Raw genomic sequence first — 18,833 nt, 5'->3', positions numbered from 1 at the left:
CCCCGGAGATCGTCTTCAAAAGGCCGGATCACGCGGCCTTTTTCAGCGCTTTCTTGGCTTTTTTCAGCTTGGCTTCCTGCCGCGCGACTTTCTTCTTGCGGGCGGCCACTTCTTTTTTCAGGTCTTTGATCTTTGCTTTGCTCGCCATGACAGGCTCCTTTTTGATTGAGGTCACACGCGGTCTGCGCCGCGCTGTATATATTCATACTATAGACAAAGTATATACGTAACCCGAAATCTGCGGCCTGCCGCAAAGAAAAAGCCTCCCCGGATATCTCCGGGAAGGCTTGTTGATGTTCGTTGGGCGGGTGTTCAACCCACCGCCGGCTGTCAGTCGACCAGCCCGAGAAGCTTGTCGAGGCTTTCGCGCGCGTCGCCGTAGAACATCCGCGTGTTGTCCTTGAAGAACAGCGGGTTCTCGATGCCGGAATAGCCGGTGCCCTGGCCCCGTTTGCAGACAAAGACCTGCTTGGCCTTCCAGCATTCCAGAACCGGCATGCCGGCGATCGGGCTGTTGGGGTCGTCCTGGGCGGCCGGGTTCACGATGTCGTTCGAGCCGATGACGATGGCAACGTCGGTCTCCGGGAAGTCCTCGTTGATCTCGTCCATCTCCATCACGATGTCATACGGCACCTTGGCCTCGGCCAGCAGCACGTTCATGTGGCCGGGCAGACGGCCCGCCACCGGGTGGATGGCGAAACGCACGTTCTTGCCCTGGCCGCGCAGCTTCCGCACCAGGTCCGAGACCGCGTTCTGCGCCTGGGCCACCGCCATGCCGTAGCCGGGGATCAGGATCACGCTGTCGGCCTCGTTCAAGGCCTGGGCCACGCCCTCGGCATCGATGGCGATCTGCTCGCCCTCGACCGCCATCTGCTCACCCGCCGGGCCGCCGAAGCCGCCGAGGATGACGCTGACGAAATGCCGGTTCATCGCCTTGCACATGATGTAGGACAGGATCGCACCCGAGGAGCCGACCAGCGCGCCGACCACGATCAGCAGATCGTTGCCGAGCGAGAAGCCGATCGCCGCGGCGGCCCAGCCCGAATAGGAGTTCAGCATCGACACCACCACCGGCATGTCGGCGCCGCCGATGCCCATGATCAGGTGATAGCCGATGAAGAGCGCCGCCAGGGTCATCAGGAAGAGCGGCAGGAAGCCACCGGTGTTGAAGTACCACACCAGGCAGAGCAGCGAGACGATCGCGGCCGCGAGGTTGAGCATATGCCCGCCCGGCAGCTTGGTCGCGGCCGAAGTGACCTTGCCGGCCAGCTTGCCGAAGGCCACGACCGACCCGGTGAAGGTGATCGCCCCGATGAAGATGCCGAGGAACAGCTCGACCTTGAGGATCGCCAGCTCGGCGCCGTTCTTCTTGGCCAGCACGGCGGCGAAACCTTCCAGCGCCTTGCGCGCCTCGGGCTCCATCGCCAGCACCCGGCCCATCTCGAAATGCGCGTTGAAGCCGACGAAGACGGCGGCCAGACCGACGAGGCTGTGCATCGCCGCGACCAGCTGCGGCATCTCGGTCATCTGCACGCGCTTGGCCACATAGACGCCGATCACGCCGCCGGCGGCGATCAGGATCAGCGACAGCAGCCAGAGCCCCGCGCCGGGGCCGACCAGGGTGGCAAAGACCGCCAGGCCCATGCCGACGATGCCGTACCAGACAGCGCGCTTGGCGCTTTCCTGGTTCGACAGGCCGCCGAGCGAGAGGATGAAGAGAACAGCCGCGACAACATAGGCGGCAGTGGTGAATCCGAATTCCATCTGCACGGACTCCTTAGGATTTCTGGAACATGGCGAGCATGCGCCGTGTGACGAGGAAGCCGCCGAAGATGTTGATTCCGGCCATGAAGATCGACAATGCCGCCAGCAGGATCACCAGCCAGGAGCCCGAACCGATCTGCATCAGAGCGCCGAGAATGATGATCGAGGAAATCGCATTGGTGATCGCCATCAGCGGCGTGTGCAGGCTGTGCGCCACGCCCCAGATCACCTGGAAGCCGACGAAAACGGCCAGCACGAAAACGATGAAGTGCTGCATGAAGCTTGCCGGGGCGACGAGGCCCACCAGCAGCATCAGCACGCCGCCGACGCCGAGCAGGGTGAACTGCCGCTTGGTCTGCGCCTTGAAGGCCGCAACCTCCTGCGCCTTCTTCTCCTCGACGGTCAGCTCCTTGGGCTTCTCCTTCTTCTGCGCCGCAATCGCCTGCACCTTGGGCGGCGGCGGCGGGAAGGTGATCTCGCCCTTGTGGGTCACGGTCGCGCCACGGATCACGTCGTCGTCCATGTTGTGGTTGACCGTGCCGTCCTTGTCGGGCGTCAGATCGGTCAACATGTGACGGATATTGGTGGCATAGAGCGTCGAGGATTGCGTCGCCATGCGCGAGGGGAAATCGGTATAGCCGATAATGGTCACGCCATTGTCGGTCACCACCTTCTCGTCGGCCACGGTCAGCTTGCAGTTGCCTCCCTTTTCCGCCGCCAGGTCGACGATCACCGAACCGGGTTTCATGGATTTCACCATGTCCTCGGTCCAGAGCTCGGGCGCCTCGCGGTTGGGGATCAGCGCCGTGGTGATGACGATGTCCATCTCGGGGGCCAGCTCGCGGAACTTGGCCAGCTGGGCCTCGCGGAATTCCGGGCTGGAGACCGCGGCATAGCCGCCGGTGGCGGCGCCGTCGGCCTGTTCTTCCTCGAAGTCGAGATAGACAAACTCGGCCCCCATCGATTCGACCTGTTCGGCCACTTCCGGCCGCACGTCGAAGGCATAGGTGATCGCGCCAAGCGAGGTCGAGGTACCGATTGCGGCCAGACCGGCCACACCGGCGCCGACCACCAGAACCTTGGCCGGGGGCACCTTGCCGGCGGCCGTCACCTGACCGGTGAAGAAGCGGCCGAAGTTGTTGCCGGCCTCGATCACCGCGCGGTAACCGGCGATATTGGCCATCGACGACAAGGCGTCCATCTTCTGCGCACGCGAGATACGCGGCACCATCTCCATCGCGATGACCGAGGCGCCCTTGGCCTTGGCGGCCTCCATGCCCTCTTCGTTCCCGGCCGGATTGAAGAAGGAAATCAGCGTCTTGTCTTCGGTCAGATAGTCCAGCTCTTCGGTGGTCGGAATCCGCACCTTGGCAATGATGTCGGCCGTGCCCCAGAGCGCCTCGGCGCTGTCGACGACGGTGACACCCGCCTCGCGGTAGAGATCATCCGAGAACCCGGCTTTCGCCCCGGCCCCGGTCTCGACCAGGCACTCGTAGCCCAGCTTCTGCAACTGCGTCGCGCTGTCCGGCGTCATGGCGACCCGGTTCTCGCCGTTCAGTATCTCTCGTGGCGTCCCGATTTTCACGTGTGCGTTTCCTTCGTCGGTTACGTCGTTCCATTGCGCAATATCCGCTGCGCAATTATATTTCAACGCGACTTCTGTCGAGATGAAAGAACACAGGTCGATTCCCTGCCGCAACTTCATATTTGTTGCGTTGCGGCATGTCCATGCCGCCACGTAATTCACGAATATTGACGAATTATCGTGCAGATTCGACGCCACCAGAGGAAACCTTGCCCGGCCTCAGGCCCGCGCCCGGACGCGCCGCCATCGTCATTTGCCCCGTAGCAGGGGCGCGGCCTGCTTGCCAAAAGGCGGCATTGCGGCGCAGGTTGGCGACACAGCGAAGGAGACGACATGCTCGAGGGAAAACACGCCGTGATCACCGGTGGCGGCACCGGCATCGGGCTGTCGATCGCGCAGGCGCTGGCCGGGGCCGGCGCTGAGGTGACTATCACCGGCCGCCGGGCCGAAGTGCTGGAGGCGGTCGCCGGCCCCGGGCTGCATCCGCTGGTGATGGATGTGACCGAGGAAAGTTCGGTGACCCGAGGCGTTGCGCAGGCGGTGGCGGCGCGGGGCCCGGTGCAAATCTGCGTGCCCAATGCCGGGATTGCCGAAGGCCAGTCGATCCGCAAGACCGATCTGGACGCCTGGCGGCACACGATGCGCACCAATCTCGACGGTGCCTTTCTGACCATCCGCGCCTGCCTGCCCTCGATGACCGAAACCGACTGGGGCCGGGTCATCGCCGTCTCGTCGATTGCCGGCATCCGCGGGTTGCGTGGCGCGCCGGCCTATACCGCCTCGAAACACGGGCTGGTCGGGCTGATCCGCGGCCTGAGCGAGGATTTCCTCGGCACGCCGTTTACCTTCAATGCGCTCTGCCCCGGCTATGTGGACACCGAGATTGTCAGCCGCAACCAGAGCAGCATTGCCGAACGCACCGGGATGAGTGCAGAGGATGCGCTGGCGGTGATGGTCAAGGCCAACCGCCACCGGCGGCTGCTGGACGCCGAAGAGGTTGCGGCGGCGGCGCTCTGGCTCTGCGGGCCGGGCTCGCAAAGCGTCAATGGCCAGACCATCGAGATCGCCGGCGGCCAGATGTAGCGGATTGCCAGAGGCCGGCGGCAGCCGTCAGGCCAGTTCCGGCGCATGTACCAGCGGCACGGCGCGTTCGTAATCCGACCGCCCCCCGGCCAGCGACAGGGTCGCCTCGCGCAGCATGGCGATCCCCTCTTCCGGCCTGGCCGGAAGATCTGCGGCGGCAATCGGTGTGCCGACCTGGATGCGGAAGATCTGGCGATGCTTGTTCAGCGTCTCGTGAAACAGGGTGATGTCGCGCAGGGTGGGGTGGATCGCGTCAAACAGGTAGAACAGCGCGGAATTGCGCGCCTCCATCCGCAGCGGGATGACCGGCAGGCCGAACTTGCGCGCGAGGGTCACCGGCGAGGACATCCACGGCCGTTCATAAAGCCTCAGGCCGCGCCGCTTGGCCAGGCGGCCGGAGGGAAAGATCACCCCCAACCGGCCCTCTTTGACCGCCTTGCTGGTATAGGCCATGGTCTGTCGCGTCTTGGCATGGCTGCGCTTTTCCTTGCGCCATTCGACCGGGGCGATCATCCCCTCCATCTGCGGCAGCACGCGCAGGATGTCGTGATTGGCAAAGAAATAGCTGTCGGGGCGTTTGCGGGCCAGAAGCCGGTGCAACACGATGCCATCGGCAATGCCTGTCGGATGGTTGGCGACGATCAGCGCCGGCCCGCTGGCGGGAATGTTCTCGAGCCCGCTGGCCTCGACCCGCCGCGCCAGAAGCCGACCCATGCGATCCATGATCTCGGGATAGGGGCTGTCGCGCAGCTCCGTGGCCAGCGCAATGGTGTCCTCGTAACTCAACATGCGGTCGAGGAGGCGACGGGCCAGTCGCGCCTGCAAGCGGTCGGCAAAGAGCCAGTTGGCGCGCTCTTGAATCAGTGGGTCTATGCGATCTCTCATTCGCCCAAATCGTCATGGCTAAGCAACAGCTTCATGACATATGGCGCGAATTCGGTCCGAGGAAAGCCCGGCGGGGCAAAAAGCCGTTTGATGCGCCAAAACCCGCCGCCCCCGGCCCGGACCGGCCGGGAGGCGCGCGTCGGCATCAGGCGCCGGCAAGCATCCGGGTGACCATTTCGGTGGTGTCGCGGCTGAGCCCGGGGGTGGCCGCAATCCGCTCGAGCGCCGCCCTGGCATGGGCCTGACGAGACGCGTCATAGCGCCGCCAGGTCTGGAACAGCGCGCACATCCGCGCGGTGGTCTGCGGGTTCTTGGCATCGAGCGCGATCAGCTTGTCGGCCACCAGCGCATAGCCCTTGCCCGAGCCATGGTGAAAGCCCGCGTGGTTCATGCCCAGCGCGCCCAGCACGGCGCGGAACCGGTTCGGGTTGGTCAGGGTGAAATCCGGGTGCCGGGTCAGCCGTTCGGCCACCTCGGCCGCCCGGGCGGGCGCGGCATGGCTCACCTGCAAGCCGAACCACTTGTCCATCACCAGACGGTCATCCTTCCATTGCTGCTGGAATGCCTCGAGCTCGGCCTCGCCCTTGCCGGCGATCAGCAGACCTGCGAGCGCCGAGAGCTGCAAGGTCATGTTGTCGGCCCGCGCATATTGCTGTGCCGCCTGGGCACCGCCGTCGATCCGGCTGAGCAGCCCCAGCACTGCCGTGCTCAGGTCGCGTTTGCTTGCCTGGTCGGCGTCGGGGCGATACGGCGCCTCGATCTGGTTCTCGGCGTAGAGCACCGGCAGAAGATCCTGCAAATGCTCGGCCATCCGCAGCTTGAGCGTCTCATGCGCGGTATAGATCGCCTCAGGGTCGGGGGTCTGACCGCGATCATGCTGCATCTGCGCGATTTCGGATTGCGTCGGCAGCGCCAGCATCTGCGCCCGCAGCGCCGGATCGAGCCCCCGGTCGCGCAGCACGGCGGTAAGCCCGTCGAGGTAGTCCCCATCCGGCCGTGCATCGCCCGTCGCCATGTCGAGCAAGGTTGCCCGGGCCAGGTTGCGCCCGGCCTCCCACCGATTGAAAGGATCGGTGTCATGCGCCAGCAGAAAGGCGTTCTCGGTGCTGGTCAGGCTGCGATCGAGGACAACCGGCGCCGAAAAATCGCGCAGGATCGACGGCACCGGCTTCGTCGCCAGCCCGGTGAAGCGAAAGCTCTGTTCGGCCTGCGTCATCTCGAGCACTTCGGTCGGCCGCACCTCGGCGCCGTTCGGCCCCAGCAGCCCGACGGCGATCGGGATGACCTGTGGCAGTTTCTCCTCCTGCCCCGGCGTCGGCCGCGTCTCCTGCCGGAAAGTCAGCGTATAGGTGCCGCCGCCGGTCGGCGCAGCCCCGCCCGAAGCCTGTTCGCGCGCCGCGCCCCGGACCTGATCCGGGGCCCCTTGGCTTCCCTTTGAATCATCACTTGCCCCTTGTTCGGCGGCGAGGTCCCGGCTCGGGGGGCGGGACGCGGGAACGCCTTCCGCCCCGGTCTCGCCCGGCTCCCAGGCCTCCTCGACCGTCAGCCGCGGGGTGCCGGATTGCGAATACCAGCGCTTGAACTGGCCGAGATCGCGGCCCGTGGTGTCCTCGAACACCTTGAGCCAATCCTCGATCGTCGCCGCATCGCCATCATGGCGCTCGAAATACAGCTCGACCGCCTTGTAATACGCCTCCTCTCCGACCAGCCGTTTCAGCATGCCGATCACCTCGGCGCCCTTTTCATAGACCGTGGCGGTGTAGAAATTGTTGATTTCCTGAAAACTCTCCGGCCGCACCGGGTGGCTCAGCGGCCCGTTGTCCTCGGGAAACTGCCGGCCGCGCAGGTCCATGACATCGCCGATCCGCTTGACCGGGGCCGAACGCACATCCGAAGTGAACTGCGCATCGCGGAACACCGTCAGCCCCTCTTTCAGACAGAGCTGGAACCAGTCGCGGCAGGTGATGCGGTTGCCGGTCCAGTTGTGAAAATACTCGTGCGCGATGATCGCCTCGATACGTTCGAAATTCGCATCGGTCGCGGTCTCGGGGCTGGCCAGAACCGCCGAAGAGTTGAAAATGTTCAAACCATTGTTCTCCATCGCCCCCATATTGAAGTCATCCACGGCCACAATGTTGAAGATGTCCAAGTCATATTCACGCCCATAGACCTCTTCATCCCAGGTCATCGAGCGTTTGAGCGCCTCCATGCCAAAGGCGCATTTGTGCAGATCGCCCGGACGCACCCAGATGTTCAGCTCGACCGCGCGTCCCGATCCGGTGGTGAAACTGTCGGGGTGGTTGACCAGATCGCCCGCCACCAGCGCAAAGAGATAGGCCGGTTTCGGCCAGGGATCGTGCCATTCGGCCCAGCCCGCGCCCTGCCCCGCCTTGTTGCCGTTCGACAGCATCACCGGCAGATCGCCCTCGATCCGCACGGTAAAGACCGACATCACGTCGGGCCGGTCGGGGTAGAAGGTGATCTTGCGAAAGCCCTCGGCCTCGCATTGGGTGCAATACATCCCCGACGACATGTAGAGGCCTTCGAGCGCGGTATTGTTGGCCGGGTCGATCTCGACCTCGGCCTCCCAGGTAAAGGCGCGCTCGGGCACGGCGCAGGTCAGCCCCCTGTCGCTGAGCTCGGGGTTGACCTCCCTGCCGTCGATCCTGGCCGAGATCAGGCGCAGATCTTCGCCGTGCAGAAAGAAGGTCCGGTCCGTCGCCTCGGGGTTGGGCGCAAAGCGGATCTTCGACAGCACCCGCGTCGCATGCGGCGCCAGCCGAAAGGTCAGCTCGACACTTTCAACGGTGAATCCGAAGGGCGTGTAATCCTTGAGATAGATGGTCTGGGGGGATGCGTCTTTCATGGCGGGCCTGCTCCGTATGGGTCTGGGGCGGAAGGTAGGCCCTGTGCCGGACCTCCACAAGCCAAAGCCCGGTCAGAACGGTTTGACCACCACCACCCAGAGCACGGCAACCACGCCCAACACGCTGATTTCGTTAAAAACCCGCAGGTAAAGATCGCTTTCGCGGAACTCGCCCAGCCGGGCCCGCGCCACCATGCGGCCGGTCAGGACGTAATGCCCGGCCAACAGTGCCACCAGGCCCAGCTTGACCCAGACCCAGGGCGCGAAGGCCCAGGCCCATCCCAGCCAGAGCCCGGTCAAAAGCGCGATGACGCCGAGCCCGGCAGAAAACCGATAGAGCCGATAGGTCAGATCGCCCAGCGGGCCGAATTCCCCCAGCCGCGCCCATTCGCGCTTCCAATAGATCAGCGCGCGCGGGACCGCGAAGATCGAGGTCATCCAGCCCATGACGCAGAGCAGATGTATGATCTTGACCCAGTGCATGGGCTCAGGACATGCCCAGCGCTTCCTTGTACATCTCGAGCACCGCCTCTTCCTCGGCGATGTCGTCCTTGTCGCGCTTGCGCAGCGCGATCACCTTGCGCATGACCTTGGTGTCATATCCGCGTGCCTTGGCCTCGGCCATCACCTCTTTCTGCTGTTCGGCGATGTCCTTCTTTTCCTGGTCCAGCCGCTCGAAGCGTTCGATGAACTGGCGCAGCTCGCCGGCGGTCACCTTGTAGCTGTCGGGGATACCATTCTCGTTCTCGGTCACGTCCATGATGTGCTCCTGCCTGTTTTCAGGTGTTGCTAGCTTTGCCGCGCCTTTACCGCAAGACCCTTGCGATGGCACGCCGCTTCTATTACCGAAGCGCGAAATTGCTCAGGAGACGAGATATGGACTGGCTGATCTGGGGCGGCGCCGCGCTGTCGGTGGTGGGATTGCTCGGGCTGGTCTGGTGCATCGTCACCGTGATGCGTGCGCGCAGGGCCGGCCTTGACGATGCAGAGATGCGCGCGGTGATGCAACGGGTGCTGCCGCGCAATCTCGGATCGCTGTTTCTGTCGGTGATCGGGCTGATGATGGTGATCGTCGGCATTTCCCTCGGCTGAGGACGGCTGCGATCGCGCCGGAATGAGGCCCGCCCCCGGGGGGCAGGCCCCGGTTCTCTCAGACCGGAAGATTGTCGAACTGCGCTTCGACCTCTTCCTCGAAGCGGTCCTGCTCGGGCCGCGTGCCATAGCGGCCAAAGTGGACGCGGTCGGTCCCCGCCTTTTGCTTCATCGCGGCCAGATGGGCGCGCAGACGGTCCTTGTCCAAGGGGCCGCTGGCGGCGATCTGGGCTTCGATGTCGGCGATCAATGTCTGATATTGCATCCTGGTCATTTTGGTCCTCCCCGTAGCTGCGACAGTAGCACACTCTCAGATTCGAGTAACAGTTTCTGCACGCATGGGTTGTATTTCGGGCGATTTTCGGTGGGTTTTTGCTCTTTTTCCTCGGCGCTGCCCAGTATGTCGGCAATGCCGTCGGGCGCGCGTTGACCCACATCAAGCCCGCGTCAATCCGGGCGCGGCATGTCCCCCCTTGAAACACATTCCATTATCAATATATGAAGTATTCGAAGGACGGGCCGAAGACCGGCCCGGCGCAGGAAAAGGTCGGCACGAATGGAAGCGGATTGGATTTGGGGGCTGGTCGGCGGGCTGCTGATCGGCAGCGGCGGCGCGGTGTACCTGCTCGGCAACGGCCGGATCATGGGCGCCAGCGGCATCATTGGTGGACTGGTCGATGGCAGCGGTCGCGGCACCGTCGGGGAACGGCTGATCTTTCTCGCCGGGGTCTTTGTCCTGCCGCTGCTGCTCCTGCCGCTGTTTCCCGAGGCCGACACCCATCTGACAACCAACCCGGCGGTGCTGGTGGCGGCCGGGCTGCTGGTCGGCATCGGCACCCGGCTGGCCAATGGCTGCACCTCCGGCCATGGCGTCTGTGGCATTTCGCGGCTGTCGCTGCGCGGCATCGTCGCCACGGTGTTCTATATCGGCGCCGGGGCGCTGACGGTCGTGTTGTTCCGCCACCTTCTGGGAGTGATCTGATGCGGTATCTGATGGCTTTGCTGGCCGGGTCGCTGTTTGGCGCCGGGCTGTTCATCTCGGGCATGACCGACACCGCCAAGGTGCAGGGCTGGCTCGATGTCTTTGGCGATTGGGATCCGACGCTGGCCTTTGTCATGGGCGGCGCGATCGTGCCGATGGCGCTGGCCTGGCGGCTGACCCGGCGTGGCACGCCGCTGACCGGAGGCAGCTTCCCCGCCCCGCCAGAGCCGAAGCTCGGCCGCAACCTGGTGCTGGGCTCGGTGCTCTTCGGCATGGGCTGGGGGCTCTCCGGGCTCTGCCCCGGCCCCTCCATCGCGGCGCTGGGATTTGGCCATTGGGGCCATGCGGTCTTTGTCGCGGCGATGCTTGCCGGGATGTTCGCGGCGCCGGCGATCAGAGGGCAACTGGACAGATACGGCGCGCCGGCCTAATAGGGCATCATGGATATCAGGCACATTGACGAGAGCTATCACGTCTCTCCCCAGATCACGCCCGAAGACGCCGCCGCGCTGGCCGAGGCGGGGTTTTCGACCCTCATCTGCAACCGCCCCGATGCCGAGGTGCCGCCGGCGCTTCAGGCCGAGGCGATGCGGCAGGCGGCCGAGGCGGCCGGGCTCGACTTTCACGTCCTGCCGCTCACCCATCAGACCATGACGCCGGACAATATCGCTGAACAGGCGCGGCTCGTGGCCGAGGCAAAGGGGCCGGTTCTGGCCTATTGCGCCTCTGGCACGCGCTGTACGGTGATCTGGTCTCTGGCACAGGCGATGGCCGGCGACCGCTCGACCGACGAGATCCTCGCCAAGGCGGCCGAGGGCGGCTACGACCTCGCCGGTCTGCGCCCGCAGCTCGACCTGATGCGGCAGATCTGAGCCCGCCGCCGGGATCATTCGAACCCGGCATTGCCCAGTTCCTGCGTCCCGTCCAAGGCCACCGGCGCGGTGTCCGGCTCCGGCGGGTCGTCGAAATCCATGGGCGGCAGTTCGGGCAGCGACGTCACCTGCTCTTTCGGCACCTGCCGCGCCGGTCCGGCGGGCGCGCTGCGCGCTGGTGTATCCGCCACTGGCTCGGCCGGGGGCTCGGGCCGCGCGGCCGGGCCAAAGCGCACCGCCCAATGCTCGCCCACGCGACCCAGCCGCGCCTGCCCGGCCAGGGTGCCGTCAACCGATCGCAGTTCGGCCGTGGCCAGCGCCAGCCGGTCCAGCGGCAGCACATCGCCGGGCCGCAATGCCCCGGCGCGCGACAAGGGCAGCGACAGGCGCCCGGCAACGACCCGCAGCTCGGCCGGAACCTGCAAGAAACTCTCGCCCGCCGTTGCGGCGGGTTCGGCCTGGTTCCGGCGCTCGGCCATGTCGGCGGCCGGCAGCAGCAGCGCGATCTCGCCGGTCCGTCGGCCCAGCGCCACATCCACCGTCAGCCGCAGCAGGTGAAACCGGGTCGCGTCGAGCGCCAGCGCCAGCGCGCGGGCATCCTCGGCCATGGCGCCAAATCGGTAGCCGACCAGCCAGTCGCCCGCCTTGCCACAGTCCGGGCCGGTCCCCACGGGCAGCCCCTCCGCAAGCGCAAGGTCGACCCGTTCCAGGGCGGCATCGAGCCAGGGCGCCACCATCGCGGCGTCGGTCGGCGTCAACGCCCGGTCGGACAGCTCGAGGGTGCTGACCACGCCCATGACCTGCACCTCGATCAACGCCGCCACCATCGCCCGGTTCAGCGCCACTGCGCCGCGCGCGCCATCCGGCCCGTCGAGCAACGCCAGCAGCATGTCCGGGCCGCAGGCGGCGGCAACCTCCTCGCCGCCGAGCCCCGTGCTCTTGACCTCGGTGACCTGCACCGGCAGCTCGTAGAGCTGCGCGGCAGCGCGGGCCAGCCCCAGTCGCAGCGCCCGGGCCGGCGACATTTCCCGCACCTCCTGCGCCCTGCGCGCGGCAGAGGCCAGATCCCGGAGCAGATTCTTGCGTTGGGTGTCAGCCATGATTTCCCGGTCATCGCGAGCCCGGCGGGCTCTTTGCTCATACCCGATGATCTATGCCGTCAATTGGTTAACTTCGGCTTACCCCGTGCCGGCCGCGCAGCCGCGGCAGTGGCAGGCAAGGTGACGCGGAAATGCGCATTGCGCTCCGACGGCAGGTAATCCACCGCCCCGCCCAGCCGCTCCATGATCTGGCGGCAGATCGACAGGCCCAGCCCGGCCCCGCCGGCCCTCTGCGGGCTGGCACGGGCGAATTTCTCGAAGATCAGGTCGCGCGCCTCGAGCGGAATGCCCGAGCCATTGTCGACGAAATCCACCTGCACCTGCCCGTCGGAGAGCGGCCGCGTGGTGATCCGCAATTCCGGCGCCGCGGCGTCACAATATTTGCGGGCATTGGCGATCAGATTGATGAAGACCTGCCCCAGCCGGTCGAAATCGGTTTCCAGCCGGATCGGGGCGGCGGCATCCTCGCGCAGCACCCGCAGCCCGGCATCGCCTTCGGCGGCGGCGGCCGAAACCGCCTTGTCCAGCGCCTCGCGCAGATCGCCCTGGCGGATGTTGAGGTTGACCTGGCCGTTCTCCAGCACGCTGAGATCGAGCAGATCGTCGAGCAGCCGGGTCAGCCGGACGGATTCGTCATGGATGATCGACGAATATTTCCGCTGTTCCTCGGGCGAGACATCGGCGGTGTCGCGCAGGATCTCGGAAAACGCCCGGATCGAGGTCATCGGCGTGCGCAGCTCGTGGCTGATCTGGCTCAGGAAGGCGTCCTTCTGCACCGACAGCCGGGTCAGCTTGTCATTGGCCTCGCGCAGCTTGGCGGCGGTGGCGGCCAGTTCCTTGGACTGCGCCTCGAGCCGGTCGGAATATTCGATCATCTGCGCAGTTTCGTCGGCCACCGCCAGCAGTTCCCGCACCGAGACGCTGGCGCCGCCGACGATCTGCGCCACCATGGCATGCGCCGTGGCCGCCCCGACCGAGCCCGACAGCTCGCGCTCCAGCCGTTGCAGGAAATCCGGGTTCGGCTCCGGCAGGGCGCCGGGGCGCACCGCCCGGCCCGATTGCCGTTCCGCCTCCTGCTCGAAAAACGCCTGCGCCTCGGGCGCGCCGAGGATACGCTGCGCCATGACCATCAGGTCCTCGGCCTGCGCCGCCCCGGCCGACCAGCTACGCGCCGAGCCGGCCTGATTGAGCACATTGACGAATTGCGCCCCCTGAAGCCGCTCCAGCGGCGTCGGGAACGTGGCGAGCGACACGGTGAAGAAGGTCAGCGCATTGAGCAGAAGCGACCAGAGCACCGCATGCACCAGCGGATCGAGCCCCTCGATGCCAAAGAGCGCCTGCGGCCGCAGCCAGGCGATGCCGAGCGGGCCGTTCGCGAGGATGTCCTGCGGCATGATCCCGCCGCCGAGGCTCGGCAGGAACAGCGCGTAGCCCCAGAGCCCGAAGCCGACGCTCAGCCCCGCCAGCGCGCCAAGCCGTGTCGCGCCACGCCAGTAGAGCCCGCCGATCATCACCGGCAACACCTGCGCCACCCCGGCGAAACTGACCAGCCCGATCGAGGCCAGCGCCGCGCCGCCGCCGGTGGTGCGGTAATAGACGTATCCCAGCGCCACCACCCCGGCGATGGAAATCCGCCGTGACAGCAGCACCACATGGCGCACGTCCCCCGATACGCTGGCCCGCCCGCCGGTCCAGCGCAGCCAGAGCGGCATCACCATATGGTTCGACACCATGGTCGCCAGCGCCAACGCCGCCACGATCACCATCGAGGTCGCCGAGGAAAAGCCTCCGAGAAAGGAAAAGATCGCCAATGCGGTCTGGCCCTCGGCCAGCGGCAGGGTGAGGACAAAGAGATCGGGGTTCGCGCCCTCGGGCAGCCGTTCGAGCCCCATCACCGCGATCGGCACGACAAACAGGCTCATCAGCAGCAGATAGCCGGGAAAGGCCCAGGAGGCGGTGCGCAGATGCGCCTCGTCGGCGTTTTCCACCACCATCACCTGAAACATCCGCGGCAGGCAGAGGCAGGCCGCCGCCGACAGGAAGGTCAGCGCCGCCCAGCGGCCGCCGTCCATCTGCCAGTTGCCGATCTTCGAGGCATCGATCCGCGCCAGGGTCTCGTTCACCCCGCCGGAAAGGCCCCAGACCACGAAGACGCCCACCGCCAGTAACGCCACCAGCTTGACCACCGCCTCGACGGCGATGGCCATGACGACGCCGTGGTGACGTTCGTTGGCATCGAGATTGCGGGTGCCGAAGAGCACGGTAAAGAGCGCCAGCCCCATCGCCACCCAGAGCGCCGTCGAGGCGCGCGCGCCGTCCCCCGGCCCGGGCTGGCCCACCGCATCGGCGAAAGAGGCGAAGGACAGGGTCACCGATTGCAATTGCAGCGCGATGTAAGGCGTGGTGCCGACCACGGCGAGGATGGTGACACCGACCGCGAGCAGGTTCGACTTGCCGAACCGCGCCGAGATCAGGTCGGCGATCGAGGTCACCCGCTGCGCCCGGCCGACCCGCACCAGCTTGCGCAGCACCCACCACCAGCCGATCATCACGATGGTCGGCCCGAGGTAGATGGTGATATATTCAAGCCCCGATCGCGCGGCATAGCCGACGGCGCCGTAAAACGTCCAGGCGGTGCAATAGATCGACAGCGACAGGGTGTAGACCATCGGCGAGCGCAGCCAGCGGCCGCGGCCGCGCATGGCGCTGCGCTCGGCCACGAAGGCGACGAGGAAGAGCAGCGCCACATAGACCGTGCAGACCAGGATCAGCAGGTTGACGGTGTTCATCTGCCGGCCTCCCGCCGGCTTTCCGGCGGGCTGTCCTCGGGCTCGCTCCGGTCGTCGCGCAGATAGAGCGAGAGCACCATCGCCGCCGCCACCAGCGCCGCCCAGATCAGAAAGAGATAGATCACCGCGCCCGACATCGTCACGCCCTCGGCGCCTTCGGACCAGAGCAGCGGCACCATCATCAGCACGATGCCCAGCACCGGCAGGAACCGCGCCGCATCCTGAAGCCGGCGCCGGCGATAGGTCTGGCGCTCGACAAACAGATGCCGGGGCCGGTCGCTCATGCCTCGGCCAGCTCGCGCACGGCTTCGAGAATGTCGGTGTTGGAGAACGGCTTGGTCATGAAGCGGCTGGCCCCCGCCGCCGCCGCCATCTCGCGGTCTTTTGTCTGGCCGCGGGCGGTGAGGATCAGCACCGGCAGCTTCGCCCAGCGTTCCTGTGCCCGGAGTTCGCGCAGGATTTCATAGCCCGAGCGGCCGGGCAGCATGACATCGAGGATCAGCAGATCCGGCGCCCGCCGGTCCACCGCCTCGAGCGCGTCGTGACCGTTGGAATGGGTGAAGACCTCCCAGCCGTCGCGGGACAGGAAAAACTTGATCGCCTCGATGATATTCGGCTCGTCCTCGATGACGAGAACCCGTTTGCCCATCGCGTCCTCCTCCCCAGGTCAGCGCCGCGCACTTATATTATCCCGGCTTTATCGGCCGATTTCCGGGGCAAGTCAAAACGCTTTCTGGCCGCCGGCGCGTCCCCGGGGGGCTCTGCCCCCGGCCTGCGGCCTCCCCCGAGGGTATTTTCGGCAAGAGGAAGCAGGGGCGTCAGCCCGGGGCCGGTCACAGCCCTTCGGCCAGCACCGAGGGCTCGCGCCGGGCGCTGCATCCGGTGCGGGCGCAGATCCGGCAGGAGACGCCGATCGGCACCGGGGCCTGGCCGGTCTGCCCCGCGCGCTGGCTGTCGAAGCTCGGGCGGAACAGCATCACCGCCTCGATCCGCGCCACATCGCCGAAGCGCATGCCACCGGTGGGCTCGGCCACCGAGAAGGTCTCGAAGCGCCGCGCCTCGCGGGCGGATTGCTCGACCAGGCGATAGATCGGCTGCGCCGGCCGGGTCAGCGCGGTGAACAGCGGCCAGAGCGCGCAGGCGGCGCCGAAGCGCGGCAGCGGGAACTCGTCGAGCGGCTTGCGGAACAGCAAGGTGCCCGAGGCGTCGCAGATCACCAGCCCGAGCGGCCCCAGCCCGGCCTCGGCCTGCAGGGTCGCCAGCCGGTGCAGCGCGCTGCCCAGCGGGGCGTCGAAGGCCTGCGCCAGGGCCGCCGGGTCGAAGCCCTGGGCGGCGACGAAATCGCGCAGCGGCGCGGGGGGAATGCGGGTCACGTCGCGGGCGTAGCGCGACAGATAGCGCCGCATGGCATCGCGCGAGGCCGCCATGGTGAGCGACGCCGAGCCGTCGACGATCTCGTCCACCGTGCGGCTTCCCTCCTCGAGCACCGGGAAGTGATAGGCGTTTTCCTCGAGAAAGGCCTCCACCTCTTCCTGCGGCGAGGTCAGGTTGGCCTCGCTGTCAGCGGAATCGAGGTAGCGCACCAGCGCGGTCGAGCTTTCCGCCAGCCGGCGGGCATCCTCGTTGATGTTGCGGTGGAACCGGTCGCGCCATTCCGGCTCGATCTCGCCGGTCTCGGCGAGGATGCCGGCGGTGGAGCGGATCGAGGTCACGGTCGAGAGCATGTCGTGCAGCGAGGCGGCGAGATGCGGGTCATGGGTGAGCCGGTCGGTCAGGGTCTCGACCGTGCGTTCCAGCGCGTCGATCCGCTTGCGGCTGTCGGCCAGCAGCGCCGCCCAACCGGGAAAGCGACCGGCAAATTCGTCGATCCGGTCGAGCTCGGCCTTGAGATCGGGGCGCGCCGCGGCGGCCTCGCGCAGCGCCGCGATCAGCGCCACCTCGGCGCCCTCGACAAGCGCCGAGGGCTCGACCTCGAGGATGCGGGCGATCGAAAGCAGCAATTTTCCGCCGATTCTGCGGCGGTTGTGTTCGATCAGATTGAGGTAGGAGGCCGAGATGCCCGCCGCCTCGGCAAGCTCGGCCTGCTTGAGCCGGAGCGCGGTGCGCCGCTCGCGGATGCGGGTGCCTGTCAGAGTGTCGCGGGCCATGGGCATTTCCCCGGAAGTTTCAAGGGCGTTCTGCGTCGCAGAATAAGTTATTTACAAATTCTGCCCCTGCATAGTCCATTTCTTTACAAAAAAAACGTTCCATCAAAAGCCCTTGTTGCGAAATTTTCTGAGCTGCCGCGATAATGGCCCTGCACGAAAAGTGCCATGTGCCCCGGGGAAGAGGAGCCCCGAGGGGCACCAATCATCAAACGGGAGGATATCCATGTCCAAATCGAACTTCACGCGACGCGGCGTGCTGCGCACGGGCGCGATGACCGCCGGCGGCCTCGCGCTGCCGACGATCCTGACCGCCGCCAGCCATTCCGGCTTTACCAACGCGCCCGCCGGCGCGACAGTGACGCTGGGCTTCAACGTGCCGCAGACCGGGCCTTATGCCGACGAGGGGGCCGACGAGCTGCGCGCCTATGAGCTGGCGGTCGAGCATCTGAACGGCGGCGGCGATGGCGGCATGATGGGCACCTTCTCGTCGAACGCGCTTCAGGGCAACGGCATCCTCGGCAAGAAGGTCGAATATGTCACCGGCGACACCCAGACCAAATCCGACGCCGCCCGCGCCAGCGCCAAGTCGATGATCGAGAAGGACGGCGCCATCATGATCACCGGCGGCTCGTCCTCGGGCGTGGCGGTGGCGGTGCAGGCGCTCTGCCAGGAGGCGGGCGTGATCTTCATGGCCGGTCTCACCCACTCCAACGACACCACCGGCAAGGACAAGCGCGCCAACGGCTTCCGCCACTTCTTCAACTCCTACATGTCCGGCGCGGCGCTCGCTCCGGTGCTCGAGAAGATGTATGGCTCGGACCGCAAGGCCTATCACCTGACCGCCGACTACAACTGGGGCTACACCACCGAGGAAGCGGTCAAATCCTCGACCGAGGCGATGGGCTGGGAGACCGTCAACACCGTCAAGACGCCACTCACCCAGACCGACTTCTCCTCCTATATCGCGCCGGTGCTGCAATCGGGCGCCGACGTGCTGGTGCTGAACCACTACGGCGGCAACATGGTCAACTCGCTGACCAACGCGGTGCAGTTCGGCCTGCGTGACAAGCAGGTCAACGGCAAGAACTTCGAGATTGTCGTGCCGCTCTATTCGCGGCTGATGGCCAAAGGTGCCGGTGCCAACGTCAAGGGCATCTTCGGCTCCACCAACTGGCACTGGTCGTTGCAGGACGAAGGGTCCAAGGCCTTCGTCAAGTCCTTCGGCACCAAGTACGGCTTCCCGCCGTCGCAGGCGGCGCATACCTGCTACGTGCAGACCCTGCTGTATGCCGATGCGGTCGAGCGGGCCGGCTCCTTCGCGCCCTGCGCGGTGGCCGAGGCGCTCGAGGGCTACGAGTTCGACGGGCTCGGCAACGGCAAGACGCTCTACCGCGCCGAGGATCACCAGTGCTTCAAGGACGTGCTCGTGGTGAAAGGCAAGGAGAACCCGACCTCGGATTTCGACCTGCTCGAGATCGTCGAGGTCACCCCGGCGTCGCAGGTCACCTATGCGCCGGACCACCCGCAGTTCTCCGGCGGCGCGCTCGGCACCTGCAACAACGGCGCCTGATACGCCGGGCCCGGACGTTTCCAAGAAGTCCGGGCCGATTTCTTTCCAGGACATCGGGGCCCCGCGCGGATTGCCGGGCCCCGACATGCAACCGCCGG

General features: G+C 66.2%; 18 protein-coding genes. 6 read left to right on the top strand and 12 right to left on the bottom strand.

From position 1 onward, the window contains the following. Positions 1 to 330: 330 nt before the first annotated feature. The gene (locus BMW90_RS14320; RefSeq protein WP_048532335.1) at positions 331 to 1,764 is read right to left on the bottom strand and encodes an NAD(P)(+) transhydrogenase (Re/Si-specific) subunit beta; all 1,434 of its coding nucleotides are present in this window, start codon (positions 1,762 to 1,764) and stop codon (positions 331 to 333) included. A 13-nt stretch (positions 1,765 to 1,777) separates the two neighbouring features. Further along, positions 1,778 to 3,349 carry a Re/Si-specific NAD(P)(+) transhydrogenase subunit alpha gene (locus BMW90_RS14315; protein WP_048532336.1) on the bottom strand — a complete coding sequence of 524 codons (1,572 nt, stop codon included), beginning with the start codon at positions 3,347 to 3,349 and terminating at the stop codon, positions 1,778 to 1,780. A gap of 333 nt (positions 3,350 to 3,682) precedes the next feature. Between BMW90_RS14315 and BMW90_RS14310 the strand changes: the two genes are divergently transcribed. Continuing rightward, positions 3,683 to 4,432: an SDR family NAD(P)-dependent oxidoreductase gene (locus tag BMW90_RS14310; RefSeq protein WP_074837197.1), complete on the top strand. Its 750-nt coding sequence runs from the start codon at positions 3,683 to 3,685 to the stop codon at positions 4,430 to 4,432. 27 nt (positions 4,433 to 4,459) lie between these two features. Here BMW90_RS14310 and BMW90_RS14305 read toward each other — a convergent pair whose 3' ends face one another. From BMW90_RS14305 to BMW90_RS14285, 4 genes are all read right to left on the bottom strand, one after another. Continuing rightward, on the bottom strand, positions 4,460 to 5,317 hold the full coding sequence (locus BMW90_RS14305) for a lysophospholipid acyltransferase family protein (protein WP_074837196.1): 858 nt from the start codon (positions 5,315 to 5,317) through the stop codon (positions 4,460 to 4,462). 145 nt (positions 5,318 to 5,462) lie between these two features. Next, positions 5,463 to 8,183 (bottom strand): M1 family metallopeptidase, encoded by a 2,721-nt coding sequence (locus BMW90_RS27015; protein ID WP_244526517.1) that lies wholly within the window; start codon positions 8,181 to 8,183, stop codon positions 5,463 to 5,465. A gap of 72 nt (positions 8,184 to 8,255) precedes the next feature. Then, positions 8,256 to 8,666, bottom strand: a complete 411-nt coding sequence (locus BMW90_RS14290; protein ID WP_048532340.1) for a CopD family protein — start codon at positions 8,664 to 8,666, stop codon at positions 8,256 to 8,258. A 4-nt stretch (positions 8,667 to 8,670) separates the two neighbouring features. Continuing rightward, positions 8,671 to 8,943, bottom strand: coding sequence for a DUF2312 domain-containing protein (locus tag BMW90_RS14285; protein WP_048532341.1), 273 nt, complete (start codon positions 8,941 to 8,943; stop codon positions 8,671 to 8,673). 116 nt (positions 8,944 to 9,059) lie between these two features. On the opposite strand from BMW90_RS14285, the gene BMW90_RS14280 reads away from it, so the two are divergent. After that, entirely contained in the window at positions 9,060 to 9,275 is a 216-nt protein-coding gene (locus tag BMW90_RS14280) for a hypothetical protein (RefSeq protein ID WP_048532342.1), read from the top strand. Positions 9,276 to 9,333: 58 nt separating this feature from the next. Here BMW90_RS14280 and BMW90_RS14275 read toward each other — a convergent pair whose 3' ends face one another. After that, on the bottom strand, positions 9,334 to 9,549 hold the full coding sequence (locus tag BMW90_RS14275) for a hypothetical protein (protein ID WP_048532343.1): 216 nt from the start codon (positions 9,547 to 9,549) through the stop codon (positions 9,334 to 9,336). A gap of 282 nt (positions 9,550 to 9,831) precedes the next feature. Here BMW90_RS14275 and BMW90_RS14270 point away from each other — a divergent pair, with 282 nt between their 5' ends. The 3 genes from BMW90_RS14270 to BMW90_RS14260 are packed head-to-tail and all read left to right on the top strand — an operon-like array spanning position 9,832 to position 11,129. Next, positions 9,832 to 10,257: a YeeE/YedE family protein gene (locus BMW90_RS14270; protein WP_074837194.1), complete on the top strand. Its 426-nt coding sequence runs from the start codon at positions 9,832 to 9,834 to the stop codon at positions 10,255 to 10,257. Continuing rightward, complete coding sequence (locus BMW90_RS14265; protein WP_048532345.1) at positions 10,257 to 10,688, top strand: DUF6691 family protein; 432 nt, start codon at positions 10,257 to 10,259, stop codon at positions 10,686 to 10,688. Before BMW90_RS14270 ends, BMW90_RS14265 begins: the two co-directional genes overlap by 1 nt. 9 nt (positions 10,689 to 10,697) lie before the next feature. Further along, positions 10,698 to 11,129 (top strand): protein tyrosine phosphatase family protein, encoded by a 432-nt coding sequence (locus BMW90_RS14260; protein WP_048532346.1) that lies wholly within the window; start codon positions 10,698 to 10,700, stop codon positions 11,127 to 11,129. Positions 11,130 to 11,143: 14 nt separating this feature from the next. Here the strand turns inward: BMW90_RS14260 and BMW90_RS14255 are convergent, their stop codons facing one another. From BMW90_RS14255 to BMW90_RS14235, 5 genes are all read right to left on the bottom strand, one after another. Further along, positions 11,144 to 12,229, bottom strand: a complete 1,086-nt coding sequence (locus BMW90_RS14255) for a FliM/FliN family flagellar motor switch protein (RefSeq protein WP_074837193.1) — start codon at positions 12,227 to 12,229, stop codon at positions 11,144 to 11,146. Between the two features lie 59 nt (positions 12,230 to 12,288). Then, positions 12,289 to 15,018 carry an ATP-binding protein gene (locus BMW90_RS14250; protein ID WP_074837192.1) on the bottom strand — a complete coding sequence of 910 codons (2,730 nt, stop codon included), beginning with the start codon at positions 15,016 to 15,018 and terminating at the stop codon, positions 12,289 to 12,291. Next, positions 15,015 to 15,302, bottom strand: a complete 288-nt coding sequence (locus BMW90_RS14245) for a hypothetical protein (protein ID WP_048532349.1) — start codon at positions 15,300 to 15,302, stop codon at positions 15,015 to 15,017. Before BMW90_RS14245 ends, BMW90_RS14250 begins: the two co-directional genes overlap by 4 nt. Further along, a complete protein-coding gene (locus BMW90_RS14240; protein WP_048532350.1) occupies positions 15,299 to 15,667 on the bottom strand; it encodes a response regulator transcription factor in 369 nt (122 codons plus the stop codon). Before BMW90_RS14240 ends, BMW90_RS14245 begins: the two co-directional genes overlap by 4 nt. 184 nt (positions 15,668 to 15,851) lie before the next feature. Beyond that, on the bottom strand, positions 15,852 to 17,165 hold the full coding sequence (locus tag BMW90_RS14235; RefSeq protein WP_074837191.1) for a helix-turn-helix transcriptional regulator: 1,314 nt from the start codon (positions 17,163 to 17,165) through the stop codon (positions 15,852 to 15,854). Positions 17,166 to 17,388: 223 nt separating this feature from the next. Here BMW90_RS14235 and BMW90_RS14230 point away from each other — a divergent pair, with 223 nt between their 5' ends. Beyond that, positions 17,389 to 18,735 carry a substrate-binding protein gene (locus BMW90_RS14230; RefSeq protein WP_048532352.1) on the top strand — a complete coding sequence of 449 codons (1,347 nt, stop codon included), beginning with the start codon at positions 17,389 to 17,391 and terminating at the stop codon, positions 18,733 to 18,735. Positions 18,736 to 18,833 lie beyond the last annotated feature (98 nt).

Origin of the sequence: Marinovum algicola (assembly GCF_900109145.1) — a bacterium.
GTDB lineage: Bacteria > Pseudomonadota > Alphaproteobacteria > Rhodobacterales > Rhodobacteraceae > Marinovum > Marinovum algicola.
This window is presented reverse-complemented; position numbering and strand designations above follow the sequence as displayed.